The sequence below is a fragment of the Bradyrhizobium monzae genome, assembly GCF_021458635.1.
GTDB lineage: Bacteria > Pseudomonadota > Alphaproteobacteria > Rhizobiales > Xanthobacteraceae > Bradyrhizobium.
This window is the reverse complement of sequence record NZ_JAIRDQ010000005.1, coordinates 187,049-205,607: the sequence shown is the minus strand read 5'-3', so window position 1 is coordinate 205,607 and position 18,559 is coordinate 187,049. Positions and strand designations below refer to the sequence as shown.

Annotated in this window: 18 protein-coding genes; 12 read left to right on the top strand and 6 right to left on the bottom strand. The window is 63.9% G+C overall.

Annotation, left to right across the window (positions count from 1 at the left end; translation table 11 throughout):
* The first annotated feature begins 2 nt into the window (after positions 1 to 2).
* A complete protein-coding gene (aat, locus tag K3F49_RS20290; RefSeq protein ID WP_234682718.1) occupies positions 3 to 683 on the top strand; it encodes a leucyl/phenylalanyl-tRNA--protein transferase in 681 nt (226 codons plus the stop codon).
* A gap of 33 nt (positions 684 to 716) precedes the next feature.
* Here aat and K3F49_RS20285 read toward each other — a convergent pair whose 3' ends face one another.
* Positions 717 to 1,754, bottom strand: a complete 1,038-nt coding sequence (locus K3F49_RS20285) for a DUF2155 domain-containing protein (protein ID WP_234682717.1) — start codon at positions 1,752 to 1,754, stop codon at positions 717 to 719.
* A 474-nt stretch (positions 1,755 to 2,228) separates the two neighbouring features.
* On the opposite strand from K3F49_RS20285, the gene K3F49_RS20280 reads away from it, so the two are divergent.
* The 3 genes from K3F49_RS20280 to K3F49_RS20270 all read left to right on the top strand — a co-directional run bounded on the left by K3F49_RS20280 (position 2,229) and on the right by K3F49_RS20270 (position 5,022).
* Positions 2,229 to 2,900, top strand: a complete 672-nt coding sequence (locus tag K3F49_RS20280) for a tyrosine-type recombinase/integrase (RefSeq protein WP_234682716.1) — start codon at positions 2,229 to 2,231, stop codon at positions 2,898 to 2,900.
* Positions 2,901 to 3,361: 461 nt separating this feature from the next.
* Positions 3,362 to 3,700: a hypothetical protein gene (locus tag K3F49_RS20275; protein ID WP_234682715.1), complete on the top strand. Its 339-nt coding sequence runs from the start codon at positions 3,362 to 3,364 to the stop codon at positions 3,698 to 3,700.
* 323 nt (positions 3,701 to 4,023) lie between these two features.
* Positions 4,024 to 5,022, top strand: coding sequence for a SphA family protein (locus tag K3F49_RS20270; protein ID WP_234682714.1), 999 nt, complete (start codon positions 4,024 to 4,026; stop codon positions 5,020 to 5,022).
* A 184-nt stretch (positions 5,023 to 5,206) separates the two neighbouring features.
* Here the strand turns inward: K3F49_RS20270 and K3F49_RS20265 are convergent, their stop codons facing one another.
* Positions 5,207 to 5,863 carry a DUF2865 domain-containing protein gene (locus K3F49_RS20265; RefSeq protein WP_234682713.1) on the bottom strand — a complete coding sequence of 219 codons (657 nt, stop codon included), beginning with the start codon at positions 5,861 to 5,863 and terminating at the stop codon, positions 5,207 to 5,209.
* Positions 5,864 to 6,489: 626 nt separating this feature from the next.
* Positions 6,490 to 6,777, bottom strand: coding sequence for a hypothetical protein (locus K3F49_RS20260; protein WP_234682712.1), 288 nt, complete (start codon positions 6,775 to 6,777; stop codon positions 6,490 to 6,492).
* A 350-nt stretch (positions 6,778 to 7,127) separates the two neighbouring features.
* Here K3F49_RS20260 and K3F49_RS20255 point away from each other — a divergent pair, with 350 nt between their 5' ends.
* On the top strand, positions 7,128 to 8,075 hold the full coding sequence (locus K3F49_RS20255) for an alpha/beta hydrolase (RefSeq protein ID WP_234682711.1): 948 nt from the start codon (positions 7,128 to 7,130) through the stop codon (positions 8,073 to 8,075).
* A 16-nt stretch (positions 8,076 to 8,091) separates the two neighbouring features.
* Positions 8,092 to 9,105 (top strand): Na+-dependent transporter, encoded by a 1,014-nt coding sequence (locus K3F49_RS20250; RefSeq protein ID WP_234682710.1) that lies wholly within the window; start codon positions 8,092 to 8,094, stop codon positions 9,103 to 9,105.
* Positions 9,106 to 9,318: 213 nt separating this feature from the next.
* Here the strand turns inward: K3F49_RS20250 and K3F49_RS20245 are convergent, their stop codons facing one another.
* Complete coding sequence (locus K3F49_RS20245) at positions 9,319 to 10,257, bottom strand: GlxA family transcriptional regulator (protein ID WP_234682709.1); 939 nt, start codon at positions 10,255 to 10,257, stop codon at positions 9,319 to 9,321.
* Between the two features lie 91 nt (positions 10,258 to 10,348).
* Here K3F49_RS20245 and K3F49_RS20240 point away from each other — a divergent pair, with 91 nt between their 5' ends.
* The 3 genes from K3F49_RS20240 to K3F49_RS20230 all read left to right on the top strand — a co-directional run bounded on the left by K3F49_RS20240 (position 10,349) and on the right by K3F49_RS20230 (position 12,954).
* Entirely contained in the window at positions 10,349 to 11,035 is a 687-nt protein-coding gene (locus K3F49_RS20240) for a DJ-1/PfpI family protein (RefSeq protein ID WP_234682708.1), read from the top strand.
* Between the two features lie 456 nt (positions 11,036 to 11,491).
* Positions 11,492 to 11,944, top strand: a complete 453-nt coding sequence (locus tag K3F49_RS20235; RefSeq protein ID WP_234682707.1) for a linear amide C-N hydrolase — start codon at positions 11,492 to 11,494, stop codon at positions 11,942 to 11,944.
* A 41-nt stretch (positions 11,945 to 11,985) separates the two neighbouring features.
* Positions 11,986 to 12,954, top strand: a complete 969-nt coding sequence (locus K3F49_RS20230) for a linear amide C-N hydrolase (RefSeq protein WP_234682706.1) — start codon at positions 11,986 to 11,988, stop codon at positions 12,952 to 12,954.
* Positions 12,955 to 13,113: 159 nt separating this feature from the next.
* Here K3F49_RS20230 and K3F49_RS20225 read toward each other — a convergent pair whose 3' ends face one another.
* Positions 13,114 to 13,521 (bottom strand): NADH:ubiquinone oxidoreductase subunit NDUFA12, encoded by a 408-nt coding sequence (locus tag K3F49_RS20225; protein WP_234682705.1) that lies wholly within the window; start codon positions 13,519 to 13,521, stop codon positions 13,114 to 13,116.
* A 247-nt stretch (positions 13,522 to 13,768) separates the two neighbouring features.
* Here K3F49_RS20225 and K3F49_RS20220 point away from each other — a divergent pair, with 247 nt between their 5' ends.
* The 3 genes from K3F49_RS20220 (at position 13,769) to K3F49_RS20210 (ending at position 17,481) form a co-directional block, all read left to right on the top strand.
* Entirely contained in the window at positions 13,769 to 14,383 is a 615-nt protein-coding gene (locus K3F49_RS20220) for a BA14K family protein (RefSeq protein ID WP_234682704.1), read from the top strand.
* A 429-nt stretch (positions 14,384 to 14,812) separates the two neighbouring features.
* Positions 14,813 to 15,226, top strand: coding sequence for a response regulator (locus K3F49_RS20215; RefSeq protein ID WP_234682703.1), 414 nt, complete (start codon positions 14,813 to 14,815; stop codon positions 15,224 to 15,226).
* Positions 15,223 to 17,481: a CHASE3 domain-containing protein gene (locus K3F49_RS20210; RefSeq protein WP_234682702.1), complete on the top strand. Its 2,259-nt coding sequence runs from the start codon at positions 15,223 to 15,225 to the stop codon at positions 17,479 to 17,481. The genes K3F49_RS20215 and K3F49_RS20210 overlap by 4 nt, the downstream gene beginning before the upstream one ends.
* Here K3F49_RS20210 and K3F49_RS20205 read toward each other — a convergent pair.
* Entirely contained in the window at positions 17,478 to 18,374 is an 897-nt protein-coding gene (locus K3F49_RS20205) for a DMT family transporter (RefSeq protein WP_234682701.1), read from the bottom strand. The genes K3F49_RS20210 and K3F49_RS20205 overlap by 4 nt on opposite strands.
* Between the last annotated feature and the right edge of the window lie 185 nt (positions 18,375 to 18,559).

Genomic DNA, 18,559 nt, shown 5'->3' with positions numbered 1-18,559 from the left:
CTATGACTTCGCGCGACTCCGCCTCGTCTGAAATTACGCCGGCCGTGCTGCTGCGCGCCTATGCCTGCGGCATCTTTCCGATGGCCGAGAGCGCCGACGACCCGACCCTGTTCTGGGTCGAACCGGAAATGCGCGGCGTGATCCCGCTTGCCGGCTTTCGCGTCGCTTCGCGGCTTGCGCGCACGGTGCGCTCGGATGCGTTTCGCGTCACCGTCAACACCGCGTTCAAGGCGACGATCGCCGGCTGCGCCGCGCCGCAGGCCGGACGCGAGGACACCTGGATCAACAAGCGCATCCGCGACCTCTATGGCGGGCTCTACGAGCTCGGCCACTGCCACAGCGTCGAGGCCTGGCAGGGCGACGACCTCGTCGGCGGGCTGTACGGCGTGAGCCTGGGGCGCGCCTTCTTCGGCGAGAGCATGTTTCACACCGCGCGCGACGCCTCGAAGGTCGCACTGGTGCATCTGGTCGCGCGGCTGATCCATGGCGGCTTCGAGCTGCTCGACACGCAATATGTCACGGAGCATCTCAAGAGCTTTGGTGCGGCCGAGATCTCGCGGCGGCGCTACACCGCGCTGCTCGACAAGGCGCTCGCCGGCGAGCCCGGGGATTTCCTGAGCCTCTCCGGCGGCGAAGCGATCCCGGGCACACGCGCGCTCGAGATCATCGCCTCGCGGCAATAAGTCAGATTATCGGCCGAAGCCCGGGGATTTGGCCTAGCGGCCAAACCCGGGAATACCGAACAGACCCGGCCGCTGCTCCGGCGGCGGGGGTGGCACCGGCTGCTGCTGCTGGATCGGCGGCAGAGGCTGCGGCGGACGCTGCTGCACAGCCTGCTTGGGCGCGGCCTTCTTTTGCGCTGGCGGCGGCGGTGGCGGCGCAGGCTTGGTCGCGGGATCCGGCGCCGCGGTCGCAATGGTCTGCTGCGGCTCTTTGCAGTCGGTGAGCCAGATATCGTAGATCGGGTGCTCGACGCCGTGCAGGCCGGGGCTCGCGGCATACATCCAGCCGGAGAAGATCCGCTTCACCTCGCCCTGCAAGGTGATCTCGTCGACCTCGACGAAAGCGTCAGTGTTGGCGGCTTCGGTGGCGGGCCGTGTATAGCAGGCGTCGGTCTTCACCCGCAGCGCGCCGAATTGCACGGTCTCGCCGATATCCTCGTCGAAATTGATGATGCGACCGGTGATCTTGTCGAGGCCGGAGAAGGTCGCCTTCTTGTTCACGATCTTCTGGGCCGGCGGCTCGGTGACGACCTCGTCGCCCGGCTGAAGGGTCGCAGGCGCCTGCGGCACGGCGCCCTGCTGCGTCCCGCCCTTCTGCTGCGGCTGGCGCTGGCCGGGCGCTCCCGGAGCAGCACCCGGCGGCGCAACCGCGACGGGCGGCTGGTTCTGCGGAGCGATGGCGGTGCCCGGGGGCGGCGCCAGCGGTTGGGTCTCGACCGGCCCGGGCATGACGTTCCCCTGGCGGCTCGGCGGCGGCATCGGGCGCGACGGCAGCACGCGGCCCTGCGGCGGCAGCTCAGGCACCTCTTCGTCGTCATCAGGGGTCGGCTGCGGTTGCGGCTGCCCACCACGGGGGATCGTCCCCGGCGGCCGCAGCGGCGGCGGATCGGAGAAGATCGTGCCGATCTGCGCCTGCGCAGGCGTCGCTACCGTCAAAGCGGCAGCGGCCAAAAGCGCCGCAAGACCTGTCAGGGTAATGGTTCGAAACATAATCTCGTGCGGCTTCAACAGCGAATCGGGCTTGTTGGACATTCTACAGGGGATACCGCCGCTCGCAGGCCATCCGGTTAACACGGCGAATACGGCGGGGAAAGGGCGGCCGTAGCTTGGTGGCGTCACGCGACGTCATTAGCGATCACGAGCGCCCTTACCTCTATGAGCTTGGTGAATGTCTAGCGTGGCGATTAATCAGCGAGGTCGCCAGCAGTGCGCGCACCAAATCCCCAGCGAGCCCAGCCAGCGGCCCCTAGAAAAGGTCTCGCCCTCAAAACCATTCAAACCCTTGTCCAGGCCGCTCAGCCGGGCATGTGGGCGCACGAACGCGGGCTGTGCCTTGCGGTCGCCAAAGTGGCTCAGCCTTCTGGGCGCTCCGCTATTCGACGGAAGCCGGACGGCGGCGGCTGATGACCCTACAACAATACCAACCGATCGATGCAGCCGGACTGAAGGCCCTCGAATGGCAGGGCTGCGGAACTCCGCAAGCTGATCAAGGCAGGACGCGACCCGTTGGCCGAACGAGACGCGGACAACGCCGCTACCGCTACGACGGCCACGACGGTCAGCCGAACAGCCGTCGATACATTCGAGGAAGTCGCGCGCGACTACATCGCTCAACAGAAGGATGGCTGGAAAAATGCCAAACACCTTCAGCAGTGGGAAAACACGCTCGAAATCCATGCATATCCGATCATCGGCAAGTTGCTCCCGCACGAGATCACGACCGATGATGTGTTGAAGGTCTTACGACAGAACCACGAGCGCGCGGGAAAGACAGGCACGCTTTGGACGGGCGCGCGCGAAACAGCATCGCGACTCCGTATGAGAATCGAAACCGTCATCGGCGCCGCGAAGGCGAAAGGGATAACCAACTCCGACACGCGCGAAATCTGGATCAACCATCACAACCCAGCGCAATGGAAGGATCATCTTGAACATTGGCTAAACGGGAAACAATCAAAAGGACATTTCACCGCGATGGACTGGAAAGACGCCCCCGCATTCATGATCGAATTGCGCGAGAAACCCGACTACCGCGCAAAGGCATTGATGCTGACAATTCTTTGCGCAACGCGCACAAACGAAACACTCAACGCGCAACGGACCGAATTCGACCTAGACAATGCGATCTGGATCATCCCCGAGGAACGCATGAAAGGTCCGAGAGGCACACCCGGCTGAATTCGCAGAACTGCGTGCAGCGTGGCTACACCAGCAGTTTAATTGAAGGGGTAGGACGGCCGCGCCCTCCTCCCGCGCCATTGTCGCCGCACGTGAAATTCGGACATACATCAGAATGACTAGCCATCTCACTCGTCGTGACGATGGAACTACAAATAGTCACCGAAAGCCCGATCCATCTAGGCCGTGAACCTATAAACGCGCCGGGGCGGACGGCTCGCTGGAGGCCGCTATGTCCCCATGGCTGGCTTTCTGTTGCACAGCAGCGCAGCGCCGCTAAGGGCACACCTTCCCTCTTGCCTTAGCGATCCGCGGCGAGAACCCGGCACCCCAGGCGGGGGGCTAGCGCCCGCTGAGACCGCTTGCTGGACGTTCGTCTCGTTCCGGGCCGTTCGCACCGATTGTTTTCCCTGCAAACTTGATCCAACATTGCCACCTTCAGCCGAGCACGGGAGACATCTGTGGCTCGCGTCATTTTTATCCTGCTGGCTCTCACCGCAACCGCACACGCTCAAGCGGTAGTCTTCACCTTTGACCAGTGGGCGCGACTGTCGCCTGGATTGCAGGAGATTTACATTTCGGGAGCACTTGACGCGGTTTTCACAATCGCTGTTCCGGCTCAAGCGGGTACCGCCAAGTTTTACAATGACTGTGTTGTGAAGAAGCAGATAAAGGCCCACGACATTGTTCAAGAGATGCAGGTCATTGTCCGTTCGCGGCCTGAGCTGTATCCCAAGCCAGCTACGGCCGTATTATCGCAGTCACTGATAAAGTTATGTGGCACGCCAAATCCTGAGTGAAGTGGCAATGTTTGACCGAGACCTTTGAGCCGTTGCATGGCCAATCGCCCCCGGGCGCGCAGCTAGTCGAGACATTCAAGCGGCGCCTTGTTGCCCGTTACACGGGGCATTTTGTGTGCTCTGTGGGCTACACGTCAATTGTATTTCATTCCTCTGCCTATTTTGCCTAGATTTCCCGCAATCTCGGCGTAAGGGGTGAAACGTCGCGAAAAATTTCGGGGGGATCGTCAATGCGGTGCCTTGGATGGGTTTGGGGACGCGGTTTTTCTCAGCTGCGCTTGTGCGTTGGAGCGGTTGTCGCTCTGCTATCGCTTCCCACTCAAATGGCTCGCGCCGATGAAGGCGGCGTCAGCTTCTGGATACCCGGATTCTTCGGCAGCCTCGCGGCGGCCCCCGCGCAGGCGCCGGGATGGCAGATGACCTCGATTTCTTATCATACCTCGGTTTCCGCGGGCGCTGATGTTGCTCGCGCGCGAGAGTTCGAAATCGGTCGCCTTAACGGAGTTCTGGCGGCAAACGTGAGCGCCAACGTCAATGCAAGCGTGAATGTTGAGTTTTTGGCCGCGACCTACGTCTTCGCGACACCGGTCTTGGGCGGTCAGGCTTCTACCACCCTGTTGGCAGGCTACGGTGCCAACTCCACATCGCTTGCGGGAACGATCACGGGAACATTGACAGGGCCGAACGGCGGCACCTTTCCCTTCGGGCCGCGCTCCGATGCAATCAACAGCACGATCGTAGGATTTACCGACCTCATCCCGCAATTCGCGATCAAATGGAATGCCGGCGTCAACAATTACATGGCCTACGTCACCGCGGACCTCCCGGCTGGCGCGTACGACTCAATGCGGCTTGCAAATATGGGGATCGGGCACTGGGCGATCGATGCCGGCGGCGGCTACACCTATTTCGACCAACAGAAGGGGCATGAATTTTCGGCGGTGCTCGGATTCACATACAACTTCGTCAATCCTGCGACTCAATATCAGAATGGCGTTGACATGCACCTCGACTGGGCTGCGTCGCAATTCCTGACCAAGCAGTGGCAGGTCGGACTTGTCGGTTATCTCTATCAGCAGCTCGGTTGCGACAGCGGCTCCGGCGATCGCGTTGGCTGCTTCCGGTCGCGCGTGGTCGGCGTTGGCCCGCAGGTCGGCTACATCTTTCCGATCGGAGACAAACTGCAGGGCTATCTCAACCTGAAGGCCTACGGCGAGTTCGCCAACGAAAATCGGCCAGCGGGCTGGAACCTCTGGCTAACGTTCAACCTTTCGCCCGCGGCGACACCGCCGACGTCCTCAAGGCCGATGTTCACGAAATAGAAGCGCCGGAGCCAACGCATCACTGTGATGGGGAGGTTCTGGCGCGACTTCCGCCGTGGGTCCAAAATGCGAAGAACTCAACCTGAGCAAATCTAGTCGGTTGTTCCTCAATAAGGGGACGTCAACGAGAAGCTCTGCAAGAGGGGGTCGTCGGACATTGATTGCATCAATCCGCATCTACGCGCTAGTCGCGCGCGGGCACCGGCTTCGGCGTGATGGTCGCCGCTGGAAGCGGCGTGCGAGTCAACTCGGAAGACGCTAACGGCGTGAAATCTGGGTTCTGGTCGTTGCCGACCCGTATGCCGGAATAGGCGACGAGCCCGTCAGCGGTAGCGACCGCGTCGCCCGAGCGTAACGAGCCGTCCATCGCGAGATCGACTGACGCAAGACCGGCGGGATTGTGGCCGTTGCAGGTGCAATCGGTTCGCAGCGCCTTCCGATAGGCAAAGGCGTTTTCGCTATCGGCGTATCGTTCGCCGGTTGCGGCATAGGCTCTGTCGATGCTGGAGCCGAAGAAAACTTTGGTCGGGCTTGCCGGACAGAAGGCTTGGCACATCTGCGCCGGCGAGGCCGCGCCGCGCATCAGCGGAAAATATTTGCCGTCGCAACTGCGCACGCAGAAGGCAGGTCCCGCGCTTACGACGGCCGGCCGCGGCGGTGGTGATTGCGGATTGTTTTTGAATGACGAGGTCTGCTGCTGTTGCTTCAGGCCGCCACCGAAAAAGAAATCAAGCAAGCCTTCGGCCGCACTCATTTCGGGCGTCAGCGCCACGGGGCCAACGATGGCGACAGCAACAAGCATGCGGCGCAGCTTGCGCTGAAAGGACAATTCGGTACGCATCGCTTGCTCCACCTGACGCAACGAACTCCCTTCAGCACTAAGGGCGCTTGCGGCAATCGTGGATACGAAACACGCTCTAAGCTGGGCGGAGAAGGGGAAAGAAATAGGCGAGTGGGCGCGGCAAGGGCCAATTTCGGCCGTTATGGGGCGCCGTCGGAGCCGTGATCCCCCCGGAGTTCGCGCCGCGTTGAAACCGACCGAAGTCCGGTTCGGGTCATTCGCGACCACGTTGAATCGGCAGCAAGTCTCGCGATGTCCGTTATTGCGCCGAAAGCGGAAGTAAATTCAGAGCATCTGAGCCCGCGCAACAGGTTATGAAGGTCTGCAAAATGGACCGCCGGTCAGATCACACTCGCGTCCGATACAGGTGCAACGAAACGTGCGGGTCCACCATGTTGCGCTATTGCGATGTCGGGCGGAAACATCATCCGCCGCGCTTCTGCGCAAACGCTTGAAATGACTTGCGATGATCATCACAATAAATTTTCATTCACCAAACGACTAGCCAGTGTCGCCGATGCGATCACCGCTTGGGCCGTCGAAAAGTCGCAACCGTTATGGCAATCAACGCCAGAGTGCCTATCGCGAAAGGTCCATCGGCAGCACCACGTAAGATGCCGAGAACTTCAATTGAAAGATGGTTTGCCGCGCTTTTGCGGTGGTTCATTGAAGCCCGGAACGTGATCCTTGGCGAGATGCCAAGCCAGCTCCGACCAAGCAATGGCCGTTTTTGCCGGATCGAATTGAAACGCGTTGGTAGGATCGAGGTCATAGTGGGCAAAAAGAGCCCTCATTTTCCTCTCGTGAAGCTGGCGAACTTCGTCGTCGCTCGGCCGCGTGAGCAACGTCCATCTCGGAATCGGCTCCGCTAAAATCCCATCGTAAACTGTCTTTGGTCTGCCCGCTTTTGGCATGGGGTTCGATCTCAGGCGCTGAAAGCCCCACTGGACGTTGCCAGAATCGGTCGCGCTGAGGAGATTAGCCCCACCTTTGCGACTGCGAATACCCCCGAAGGGGCACCGCACCCTTTTCCCTTAGATGCTTGGTTAGTCGCTATTGGTGAGCGAAAACCGCCAAACATTGAAAATATTGGCTTTTTGGCCTTGACGGGCGGAAAGGGCGGCATCTCTGCCCTGCCCACCGCCGGCGTGACAGGCCGGGTGCCGAATGGGATAGTTGGCGGCCTCTCCCCGGGGCAGAAGCGGGCATTGCCCCCCGAAAATGACGTCCAACGATAACCTGAACCTCAAGGGGGTCCCTGCCCATGCCCGTCGTGCTCGATCCCGATGCCGCCGCCGTCTACAAGGCTTTCCAGGAGGCCGGCCGCCCCGCCTACGAGACGCTGACCGCCGCCGAAGCCCGCGCTTATTACCTCCAGGGCCGCGTCGCCACCAACCCCGAGCCGCCGGAGCTCGCGCGCGTTGCACCGCTGTCGATCCCGGCGCCGCACGGATCGATCCCCGCACGCATCTACGTGCCGAAGCAGCCGCGCCTCAAGGATGGCCTGGCGCCTGCGCTGGTGTTCTTCCATGGCGGCGGCTGGGTGATCGGCGATCTCGACAGCCACGACGTCGTCTGCCGGCAGCTCGCCGACGCGGGCGCCCTGATCGTGATCGCGGTCGATTACCGCCTCGCGCCCGAACACAAATTTCCAGCCGCCACCGACGATGCGATCGCCGCGACCAAATGGGTCGCCGCGCACGCGCGCGGTCTCGGCATCGACGCCGCGCGCCTCTCGATCGGCGGCGACAGCGCCGGCGGCAATCTGACGGCGGTCACGGCGCTTGCCGCGCGTGACGGCGATGGCCCGAAGCTCGCCGGCCAGGTACTGATCTATCCCGCCGTCGACTTCGCCATGACGCACGACTCGCACAGCGAGCCCGAGACCAGCGTGCTGCTGACGCATAGTGTGATCCGTTGGTTCCGCGACCACTATCTCAACGGCACCGCCGACATCCACGACTGGCGCGCCTCGCCCGCGCGCGTCGAGAATTTGGCCGGGCTGCCGCCGGCCTATGTGCTCACGGCCGGCGCCGATCCCTTGCGCGACGAGGGCGACGAATACGCCGCACGCCTGAAACAGGCCGGCGTCAACGTGACCTATAAGCACTTCCCCGGCCAGTTCCACGGCTTCCTCACCATGGGCAAATTGCTGCGAGAGGCCAATGTCGCCGTGAGCGAGATCGGCGCGTGGCTGAAGGCACTGGGCTGACAGCACCATCATTCGAATGTCGTCTGCGCTCAAAACTGTCTTCGCCCTTCCGATTCGCGGCCTGAGCTGGCTTGGCGGCCAGGGCACGCGCGCGGTGGCGTCCGTCGTGTTCATCGCGGCCGCAGTGCCGCCGCTCGGCGCGCTGCTGCGTCCCTACGTCACCGAGGCGATCCTCGTTCTGCTCTGCATCTCCTTCATGCGGGTCGATCTCGCCGCGCTGTACGGACATCTGCGCCGGCCCGCGCTGGTGGCGACCGCCACGGCCTGGACCACGATCGGCGTGCCGCTGATCGTCGGACTGGTCGCGCATGCGACCGGGCTCACCGACCGCGCGCCCGGCCTGTCGCTGGCGCTGATGCTCCAGAGCATGGCATCGCCGATGATGGCCTCTCCGGCGCTGGCAGCGCTGATGGGCCTCGATGCCACGCTGGTGCTGGTCACGCTGGTGAGCGCAACCGCGATCGTGCCCTTCACCGCGTCGCTGTTCGCGAGCCTGTTCCTCGGCGGCATGCTGAGCATCTCGCCGCTCACGCTCGGGCTGAAGCTGCTCGGCATCCTCGCAGCATCGCTGCTCGCCGCAACCGCAATCCGCTGGATCTTCGGCGCTGAGGCGATCCGGCGCCACAAGCAGCCGATCGACGGCTTCAACATCATCATCCTCCTGATCTTCGCGTCCGCGATCATGGGCGATGTCGTCAGCGATCTGGTGGCGCAGCCGGTCTTCACGATCAGTCTCGCAGCTCTGTCGTTCGCGATCTATTTCACGCTGCTCGCGGTCACGACCTTGCTGTTCCGCCGCATCGGCTATGAGCGCGCGCTGGCGCTCGGGCTGATGGTGTCACAGCGCAATCTCGGCCTGATGCTGGCCGCGACCGCCGGCGCACTGCCGCCCACCACCTGGCTCTATTTCGCGATGACGCAGTTTCCGATCCATCTGTCGCCGTACATGCTGACGCCGATCGCGCGGCAGCTGACGGCAAGAGCGGAGAGGCCCGCTACGGCTGCAAGCGAGACGGCCTCATCGACCTGACAGCCAAACCGGGCATCGCGTCAGCGTGTGGAATAAAATAGGACAAAAAACACGACTAGAGCGAATGCCACTTCCATGCCCGATATGGCTCGATCAAGAGTGGTGTAGGTTTTTGGAAAACGCCGTCTTGCCAACTGCCCAAGGCAAAACGCTATCGCTGCAAGCGCGACGAATAAGAGCAAGCCGACTGACTTCGTCCACATGAATCCATGCCTACCCCGCCCGCGCCGCGCGCCGCAGCGCCTGCGGCGGCTGGCCGAAGGCGCGGATGAAGGCGCGACGCATGCGCTCCGGGTCGCGGAAGCCGGTCGCCTCGGCAACAAGCTCGATCGCCTCGCGCGAGGACTGCACGCGTTCGCGCGCGACCTCGATCCGCAACCGCTCGATCGCCTTCGACGGCGTCGTGCCGGTCTCCGCGGCAAAGGCGCGCGCAAAGTGCCGCGCGCTCATGCCGGCGCGATCGGCGAGGTTTTCCACCGTCAGCGGCGCGTCGAGATTTTCCCGTGCCCATGACAACAGCGCGCCGAAGCGTCCGTTCGGTGTCTTCAATTCCAGCAGCGACGAGAACTGCGACTGGCCGCCGCTGCGGCGATGATAGAGCACGAGCTGGCGCGCGGTCGCCTGCGCGATCTCCTCGCCATGGTCCTCGGTGACCATCGCCAGCGCGAGGTCGATGCCGGCGGTGATGCCCGCCGACGTCCAGACATTGCCGTCGCGGGTAAAAATCTGGTCCGGCTCGAACTTCACCTGCGGATAGCGCGCGACGAAATCGCGCGTGCGGCCCCAATGCGTGGTGGCGCGGCGGCCATCGAGCAGGCCGGCCTCAGCCAGCACATAGGCGCCCGAGCAGACGCTGGCGACCCGCACGCCGCGCTTCGCCAGCCGCTGCACGAAGGCAAGCGTGGTCGGACAGCGCGCCGCCGCCGAGACGCCCACGCCGCCGGCCACGACCAGCGTCGTGATCGCGTTCGCCGATTTGAAATCGCGCGCCATCATCTCGACGCCGGAGGACGAGCGCACCGCGCCCGCATCCACCGCCAGGACCCGCAGCGCAAGTGGCTTGTCGCTGGCACGCGCCGCGATCTCGAACACCGAGATCGGGCCGGCCGCATCGAGCAATTGGAAATCCGGGAAGATCAGGATGCCTATCATGGTCATGTCCGAAAGTGAGGGAATTACGCCATTTTGGACAGGAGCGCATCATGCCAATTTGCTGACGTCAAGCTCTTCATTGGAGGTTTTCATGTCGGCACCGCTCAAGATCGGACTTCTGGTGTTTCCGCACGTCACCCAGCTCGACTTCACCGGTCCGTTGCAGGTGTTCTCGTCCGTGCCCGGCGCGACGGTGCACCTGGTCTGGAAGACGCTGGACCTCGTGCCGAGCGATTCCGTGCTGATGCTGAAGCCGACCGTAACGTTCGCCGACTGCCCGCAACTGGACGTGATCTGCATTCCCGGCGGTTTCGGCACCGATGCTCTCCTCAACGACGAGGAGACTCTCGACTTCGTCCGCGAGCAGGCATGCAGCGCCAAGTTCGTCACGTCGGTCTGCACGGGATCGCTGGTGCTGGGCGCGGCCGGGCTCCTGAAGGGCTACAACGCCGCCACCCATTGGAGTGCGATGGAGATGCTGACGCTGTTCGGTGCGACCCCGACCAAGACGCGCGTCTGCGTCGACCGGAACCGCGTGACCGGCGGCGGTGTCACCGCTGGAATCGATTTCGCGCTGACGCTGGTGTCGCTGCTGGTCGATCGCACGACGGCGGAAGCGATCCAGCTTCGGCTCGAGTACAATCCGGCGCCCCCGTTCAATTCAGGCTCGCCCGACACGGCATCCCCCGACGTGCTCGCCTTGCTCAGAGAGCGCGGCGCGCCCGGGCAGGCCCGCCGGCTTGAAGCGGTCAAGCGTGCGTCGGCGCGGGTGATGTAGCGCACGGGTCTCAGCTCTCGTGCCCCGGACGCACCGCAGCGCTTCTTCAGCGGTGCGCTGCAGAGCCGGGGCCCATGCATCAGCGAATGCGTGGCCCGATGGGTCCCGGCTCTGCGCAGCAGCGTAAGAACGCTTCAGCGCGTCCGGGACACGTGCCTCACCCCAACCAAAGAAAAAGGCCGCTCGGTTTCCCGAGCGGCCTTTCCTGTCTCACGGCGGCTGCACATTTCATCGGGCGATTTCGGAGCTTCCAGACCGGGGGCCTATCTCCCGATCGAGTCCTGGTCGGCGGCCGCTGCATTTCGGGACAGTCGCGAGCTGTTGCCCGAACCGAACGCGATGGTCTCCCATCTCCGTAAGATGGGTTCATTGAGCCGCATCGCTCGCGCCGGCGCAACGCCCCGGTCGCAGGCATCCCCACTGATCCCGTTGTCCACAGCGAAGTAATCAGGATGCGTGTGCATCCAATCCCGGGATGGAGCCAGCCTCGATCCGCACTTACTCCCCGGCACGGGGCGTGCCGCCGATCGCTTCGTGCGCGCATCTTATTATTCCGGCCTGCTCGCCAAGGACGGGGATGCTCCCACGTCGCTCGCAGGCCTGTTCAGTGTGATCCGCAACGTCTCGGTGCCGACAGGCATCGCGACGCCCGGCGAACCCAACATTTCGTCGACGCTGTGGCGCACGGTCGCAGATCAGAAGAATCTGATCTATTATTTTGAATCCGCTCACACGCCGAATACCGTTGGCACCGACTTGAAGAAGTTTGACCTGTCTGCCGGCGCCTACCAAGAGGCTGGAGCTCACGGGCAGCGAGATCTATTCAGACGAGGTCTCGGCTCAATTCAAGCCGGCCGCTCCGTCCAAGCTGCACTGAAGACCTGTTCTTCGGAATTCCGCATAAGCTGAAATCCAAACGTCGCACTAACGAAATTCGAGGGAGCCGGCAAATGTGCACACGGGTGATGTTTCAAGGCGACAAAGCGGTTCTGACTGCGCGCTCGATGGACTGGAGCGTGGATCTCAAGAGCAACATCTGGGTCTTCCCGCGCGGCATTGCGCGCGACGGGCAGGTGGCCAAGAATCCAGTCAAATGGACGTCGAAATTCGGCAGCGTCGTCGCCGGGGTTTTCGACATCGCAACAACCGACGGCATGAACGAAAAAGGCTTGACCGCGAACCTGCTCTGGCTTGCCGAGTCAAAGTACCCGGAGCCCGACGACAGCAAGCCGGGCCTGTCGATCGCGGTCTGGACGCAATACGTGCTCGACAACTTCGCGACCGTGGCGGAGGTCGTCGAAGGCATGCGGAATGCGAATTTCCTGATCACGACAGGCGCGTTCCCGGGGCAGGAGGAACTAAGGGCAACCCTACATCTGGCGGTGTCCGATCCGTCCGGTGACAGTGCGATCTTCGAGTTCATCGACGGCAAGCTGGCGATCCATCACGACCGCTCCTATCACGTGATGACCAACTCTCCGACGTTCGATCAGCAACTCGCGCTCAACGCCTATTGGCGGAACATCGGAGGCGCAGTGATGCTGCCCGGCACCAGCCGCGCCGCCGATCGCTTCGTGCGGGCCACCTACTATTCGGAGCTGCTGCCAAAGGATGTCGACACGCCGACGGCAGTGGCAGGTATTCTCAGCGTGATCCGCAACGCCTCGGTACCGATCGGCGTCGCCACGCCGGGCCAACCTAACATATCAACCACGCTATGGCGGTCGATCTCGAACCAGACCAGCCTCACCTATTGTTTCGAGACGGCCCGAACGCCCAACACGTTCTGGATCGACTTGAAGAAGTTCGATCTGTCGGATGGCGCGCCGACGAAGAGACTGGAGCTGACGAACGGCCAGATTTACGCCGGCGAAGCGTCGGAACAGTTCAAGCCGGCCGCTCCGTTCAAGTTGCGATGATCGTTGACGCGAGGCGTTGCGGCAGAGTGCAGCCAAATGGCGTTTTGAGATGCCATCGGAACTGGCATCTCGTTCGTCTTGCGATTGCAGCTTACCCGTCCCGGGCACGTTCGGCGCGCATGTGAGGAATCGTTCCGGCTCCGTCGGAACGGAAAAGCTCTAGCCGGGCGTCCAGGGCTGGTAGTCGCCGGTCGCCTTGGGGCGCTTGCCGCTCGCGAGCGTCGAGCCGGACGGACGGTAGGCCTTGGCCGTACCCGTCGGATTCGGCTGGTGCGGCTTCTCCCATTCGCGCGGCTGGTAGTTCTGCTCGGTCGGCGGCACGTCGACGACGTGATGCATCCAGCCATGCCACCCCGTCGGGATACGGCTGGCTTCGGCGTAACCATTGTAGATCACCCAGCGCCGCTCGAAGCCGAGCGTGGGGTCGATCTTGCCGCCGGCCGTCCGGTAGTAGCGGTTGCCCTGCTCGTCCTGGCCAACCAGCTCTCCGAACCGACGGGTCCAGAGTTGGGTGCCAAAGGTCTGGCCGTTCCACCAGGTGAAGAGCTTCAGGAAGAATTGTTTCATGCGGCAAGGGCCCTGCTTCGTGGGGTCCTGATGCCATCCGGGCGGTCAAATGTCCAGTTCGCCCGGTGCGGTCGTGCCCAGCCCTAACGCGGTGACACGGGCATTCGGGATGCCGCAAATCGGTCATGATCCGTTCATGCCGGGTACAGCGCCGACATGGAAATCTGCCCCTCATGCGCAAACCGGCGTGATCCCAGGAACTGCAGCCCTTTCAAGGGATTTGCTTCTGGGAAAAGGGAGTTTGAACATGAACAGTCTGAGAGTTTTGAGTGCAGCCGCAGCGCTGGCACTGGTTCTTCCGATGGCAACCCCAAGCTTCGCCCAGGGTCCCGGCGGTCACGGCGGCGGCGGCCACATCGGCGGCGGCGGTGGCGGTGCTCATTTCGGTGGTGGTGGCGGCGGCGGAGCCCATTTCGGCGGTGGCGGTGCCCGCATGGGCGGCGGCGGCTTTAGCAGCGGTCCCCGGATCGGTGGTGGCGGCGGCAATTTCGCGGCCGCGCGCCCGAGCGCCGGACCCGCCTTTAGCGGCGGTGGCGGCAACTTCGCTGCGGCCGGAGGCCATTGGAATGGCGGCGGCGGCAACTGGCACGGCGGCGGCTGGCGCCATCGCGGTGGCGGCTTCTGGCCTGGCTTCGCCGCGGGTGCGGCGATCGGCGGCCTCGGCTCCTACGCCTATTACGGCGGCGGCTATTACAATGACCCCTACTACGACGACAGCTACTATGACGACAGCGCGTCGGTCGCCGTGGTGCCCGACACTGGCGGCGATTCGTCGGCCTATTGCGCTCAGCGCTATCGGTCCTACGACCCGGCATCCGGCACCTATCTCGGCTACGACGGTCTGCGTCATCCCTGCCCGTAACGCAGCCTGACGACCAACAACTATGAGCGGCACCGACCAACGGCGCCGCTCATTTGTTTTGGCCGCCTCTCGGCGAACAAGACGGCGAGAACGGTTCGCATAGACCGCGCATGAACCACGCGCCCGGCGACGATAGGTCCTGCGATCTTCCGCGCTGAGCTCTTGCACGTCTTGTCGCGAACGCACCCACGCGTCGTCATCCCGTCGGGTGACGTACGCCGCACGCCCGGAGAGCAGCTTTCGCGGATCGCGCGGATTTGCCTCAACCTGTCATTGAAGTCCGATGAAATTCACCTGCCACCCGGAACCTGCAGAGGCGCTATGCATTTCGCCGTGCATATCTACTTCGGCCCAATCCAAAATTGACCCGGCGCACGATTCGCCTATATCACCAATCGCTGTGGGGACTTCGATCTACTAGGAAGGGTCATGCCGCGTATTCTCGTGGTCGATGACGATCCGATGGTCGGCGCGACCATCGAGGTCCTCCTCCTGCGCCAGGGCTTCGACGTCACGCTTACCGACGGCGGCGAAACGGGGCTTGCTGCGCTCGAAGCGCAGACGTTTGATGTGATGCTGGTTGATATCTTCATGCCGCATATGCGCGGCTTCGAATCCATCCGCATCTTTCACGAGCGTGCGCCGGCGATCCCGTTGATCGCCATGTCGGGCTACGCCTTCGCCTCATCCGCCTCGCCCTCCCCGGACTTCCTCCGCATGGCGCTGGAGCTCGGCGCATCGCGCTGCCTGCGCAAACCGTTCACGCCCGGGACGCTGTTGACGACCATCCGGGAGTGCCTCGGCGAGAGCGCGCCGCCGAAGGACCAGAAAGAGGCCCCTTGATACCCTCGCAGCGCATCATTCTCGGTGCTGGACTTGCCATCCTCCTCCTCATCACCGCCGCCTCGATCGGGCTCGACGTCAAGTCGCGGTCGGACGCCGCCTGGGTCAATCACGCTGTCGAGGTGCTGAAGAAGATCTCCGATGTGCGCCTGCAAGTCAGCCGCGCCGAGAGCGCGGCGCGCGGCTACGAGATCTTCCACGGCAACGGTTTTGTCGAGGAATTCCAGGCCTCCCGGAGCCGGATCGCACCGGCATTGGCCGACCTCAAGCTCGCCATTCGCGACAATCCGGACCAGATGGCGTTGCTCGAGGCCACGGAGCCTCTCCTCCTTCGCCGCCTTGAGGTCGCAGCCGAAGCGCTTCGGCTGCGCGCAAGCGGCGATGACGACGGCACCAAGGCGTTGCGGGACCGCGCCGAGGGTCGCGGCCTGATGGAAACTCTCACGGGAAATCTGGAGCGGCTCGCCGGCGGCGAAGAGCAGCTGCTGGCCAGCCGCGAAGCCGACTCCCGCCGGACCGGGATCGTGCTGCTCGGCATCGACGTGATCGGCGCGCTGGTGATTCTGCTGCTCGTCCTGATGTTGACGCGCGAGAGCCAGCGGACCCAGATCGCCCTCAAGAGCACGCTGCTTGAAACCACCGCGGCCAATCAGCAACTCGAAGCCGCCGTTGCCGAGCGCACCGAGCATCTCGTCACCGCCCATGACGAGCTGCGCCTGTCGGTCAACGTGCTCCAGAGCACGTTCCGCAGCATGGCGGAGGCCGTGCTGGTGATCGACACCGAGGGCAACGTCCTTTTGTCCAATCCGGCCGCGGAGCGCATGCTGCTGCACCGCACCGGCATGAACCTGCGCAATCTGCGCGCACTGTCCGATGTGTTCCGCGGCGACGGCGTCACGCCGCTCGAGTCCGACGAACTGCCGTCGGTGCGCGTGCTGCGCGGCGACGCGTTCGAAGCGCTGGAGATGATCGTCCGCCCGCACAGCGGCAACAACGCGCGCCATCTGATGGTCAGCGGCCGGCCGATGCGCGACGGCCAAGGCGGCATCTCCGGCGCCGTGCTGGTCTATCACGACGCGACCTCGTCGCGCGAAACCGAGCGGCAGCTGCACCAGTCGCAGAAGCTCGATGCGATCGGCAAGCTCACCGGCGGCGTCGCGCACGACTTCAACAACATGCTGACCGTGATCTCGGGCAACACCGAGACTCTGGTGGCGAGCCTGAAGGGTCAGCCGGAGCTGCAGCGCACGGCGCGCCTGATCGATGATGCCGCCGAGCGCTGCGCCGAGCTGATCCAGCATCTGCTGGCGTTCGCGCGCAAGCAGCCGCTGCAGCCGCGCGACGTCGAGATCAACGCCGCCATCGCCGACATCGCAAAACTGTTGCGCCCCACCCTCGGCGAGCAGATCCAGATCGAGACCGTGCTCGAGCAGGGCCCGATGACCTCGCACATCGATCCGTCGCGGCTCACCAATGCCGTGCTCAACATGGCAATCAACGCCCGCGACGCCATGCCGAACGGCGGCAAGCTCCTGCTCGAGACCCACCGCGTCGTGCTGGACGAGGCTTATGCGCAAGCCAATGCCGAGGTGCGGCCCGGCCCCTATGTGATGCTCGCCGTCAGCGACACCGGCACCGGCATGCCGCCGAGCGTCCAGGACAAGGCGTTCGAGCCGTTCTTCACCACCAAGGCGGTCGGCAAGGGCTCGGGTCTCGGCCTCTCGATGGTCTACGGCTTCGTCAAGCAGTCCGGCGGCCACATCAAGATCTACAGCGAGCAGGGCCACGGCACCACGATCAAGCTCTATTTGCCGCCGGGCGAAGGCACGTCGGAAGCGACGGCCGCGATCGCGCCGCAGGCCGAAGGCGGTGCCGAGACGATTTTCGTGGTCGAGGACGACACGCTGGTGCGCAACTTCGTCACCGCCCAGCTGCAGAGCCTCGGCTACAAGACGGTCGCCGCCGCGGACAGCCGTGCCGCGCTGCAACTGATCGAGGCCGGCCAGGCGTTCGATCTCCTCTTCACCGACGTCGTCATCCCCGGCGGGATGAGCGGCCGCGAGCTCGCCGACGAGGTGGCGAAGCGCCGGCCGGGCGTGAAGGTGCTCTACACCTCCGGCTACACCGACAACGCCATCGTCCATCACGGCAAGCTCGACGACGGCGTCATGCTGCTGACGAAACCGTATCGGAGAAACCAGCTCGCGGAGATGATCCGGAAGGCGCTGGGTGGCGGCGGGATGGCGGCGGGCTAACGCGTCGCCAGCACCACGGCCGCGAGCGTGAAGACCAGCGAGGCGATCTGGCCCGGCCCGAGCGGCTCTCCCAGCGCGAGTGCTGACGCCACGACGCCGATCACCGGCACCGCCATCGTGCCGATCGCAGCCACCGAGGCCGGCAGGCGGGCGAGTGCTGCGAACCAGCTGACATAGGCGATGCAGAACTGCACCACGGTCGAATAGATCAGCAACCACCAGCCGATTGGCGTCACCTTGTCCAGGTGCGAGGTCTCGATCAGCAGGCCGACGATCGAGATCGGCAGGCAGCCGATCCCGATCTGCCAGGCGGCTGCGGTGACCGGCGGCAGGTGGATCGGGTACTTCTTCGAGAATACCGTGCCGACGGCAAAGCCGATCGCACCGCACAGCGCCATGATGATGCCCGGCAGCTTCTCCGTGCTGGCGGCAACGCCGTTGCCGCCCATGATCGAGGCGAGCCCGGCAAAGGCCATCACCAGTCCGAGCGTGCGCAGCACCGTCGGCCGCTCCCCGAGCACGGGCCAGGCGATCAGCGAGGCCCAGACCGGCATGGTGTAGGCAATCAGCGCCGCCTCGCTCGCCGGCAGCCAGAGCAGCGCCAGCCCCATCAGCACCATCCAGCCGGTGACGTTGAGGATGGCGGCCGTCGCCAGCCGCGGCCAGATCGCGGGCGCGAGCTTCAGGCTGTCGCCGCGCACCAGCGCGAGTGCTGCCAGCAGCACGGCGCCGAGCACGCCCGTGACCCCGCGCAGGGTCAAAGGCGGCAGCTCACCGAGCAGGAACTTTGTCACCGGCCAGTTGAAACCCCAGCCGATCGAGGTGATCGCGAGGAACATCAGGCCGGCCGGGGCGATGCGCGGTCGCGCATCCCGACGAGTCGAATCAAGCATGTGGGTATCCGGCGGAAATCGGGGTCAGATTGGCGCGGATTTAGGCCCCGCACCACCACCCCGGCGGACATGCCTGCCCTCACCGTCCGTAGCCCTACGTGAGTCCCGCCCACGCAAGCCCGGACCTCAAAAATATACCTGCCCTGTGAACAGCGGGGCGAAGGGTCCATATCGTCGCGGGATGC

Coding starts and splice junctions, on each gene's coding strand:
- K3F49_RS20270 (WP_234682714.1), top strand. CDS start 4,024: ATGGCTCGCGCCGATGAAGGCGGCGTCAGCTTCTGGATACCCGGATTC.
- aat (WP_234682718.1), top strand. CDS start 3: ATGACTTCGCGCGACTCCGCCTCGTCTGAAATTACGCCGGCCGTGCTG.
- K3F49_RS20205 (WP_234682701.1), bottom strand. CDS start 18,374: ATGCTTGATTCGACTCGTCGGGATGCGCGACCGCGCATCGCCCCGGCC.
- K3F49_RS20240 (WP_234682708.1), top strand. CDS start 10,349: ATGTCGGCACCGCTCAAGATCGGACTTCTGGTGTTTCCGCACGTCACC.
- K3F49_RS20285 (WP_234682717.1), bottom strand. CDS start 1,754: ATGTCCAACAAGCCCGATTCGCTGTTGAAGCCGCACGAGATTATGTTT.
- K3F49_RS20245 (WP_234682709.1), bottom strand. CDS start 10,257: ATGATAGGCATCCTGATCTTCCCGGATTTCCAATTGCTCGATGCGGCC.
- K3F49_RS20225 (WP_234682705.1), bottom strand. CDS start 13,521: ATGAAACAATTCTTCCTGAAGCTCTTCACCTGGTGGAACGGCCAGACC.
- K3F49_RS20215 (WP_234682703.1), top strand. CDS start 14,813: ATGCCGCGTATTCTCGTGGTCGATGACGATCCGATGGTCGGCGCGACC.
- K3F49_RS20260 (WP_234682712.1), bottom strand. CDS start 6,777: ATGCCAAAAGCGGGCAGACCAAAGACAGTTTACGATGGGATTTTAGCG.
- K3F49_RS20265 (WP_234682713.1), bottom strand. CDS start 5,863: ATGCGTACCGAATTGTCCTTTCAGCGCAAGCTGCGCCGCATGCTTGTT.
- K3F49_RS20230 (WP_234682706.1), top strand. CDS start 11,986: ATGTGCACACGGGTGATGTTTCAAGGCGACAAAGCGGTTCTGACTGCG.
- K3F49_RS20220 (WP_234682704.1), top strand. CDS start 13,769: ATGAACAGTCTGAGAGTTTTGAGTGCAGCCGCAGCGCTGGCACTGGTT.
- K3F49_RS20250 (WP_234682710.1), top strand. CDS start 8,092: ATGTCGTCTGCGCTCAAAACTGTCTTCGCCCTTCCGATTCGCGGCCTG.
- K3F49_RS20255 (WP_234682711.1), top strand. CDS start 7,128: ATGCCCGTCGTGCTCGATCCCGATGCCGCCGCCGTCTACAAGGCTTTC.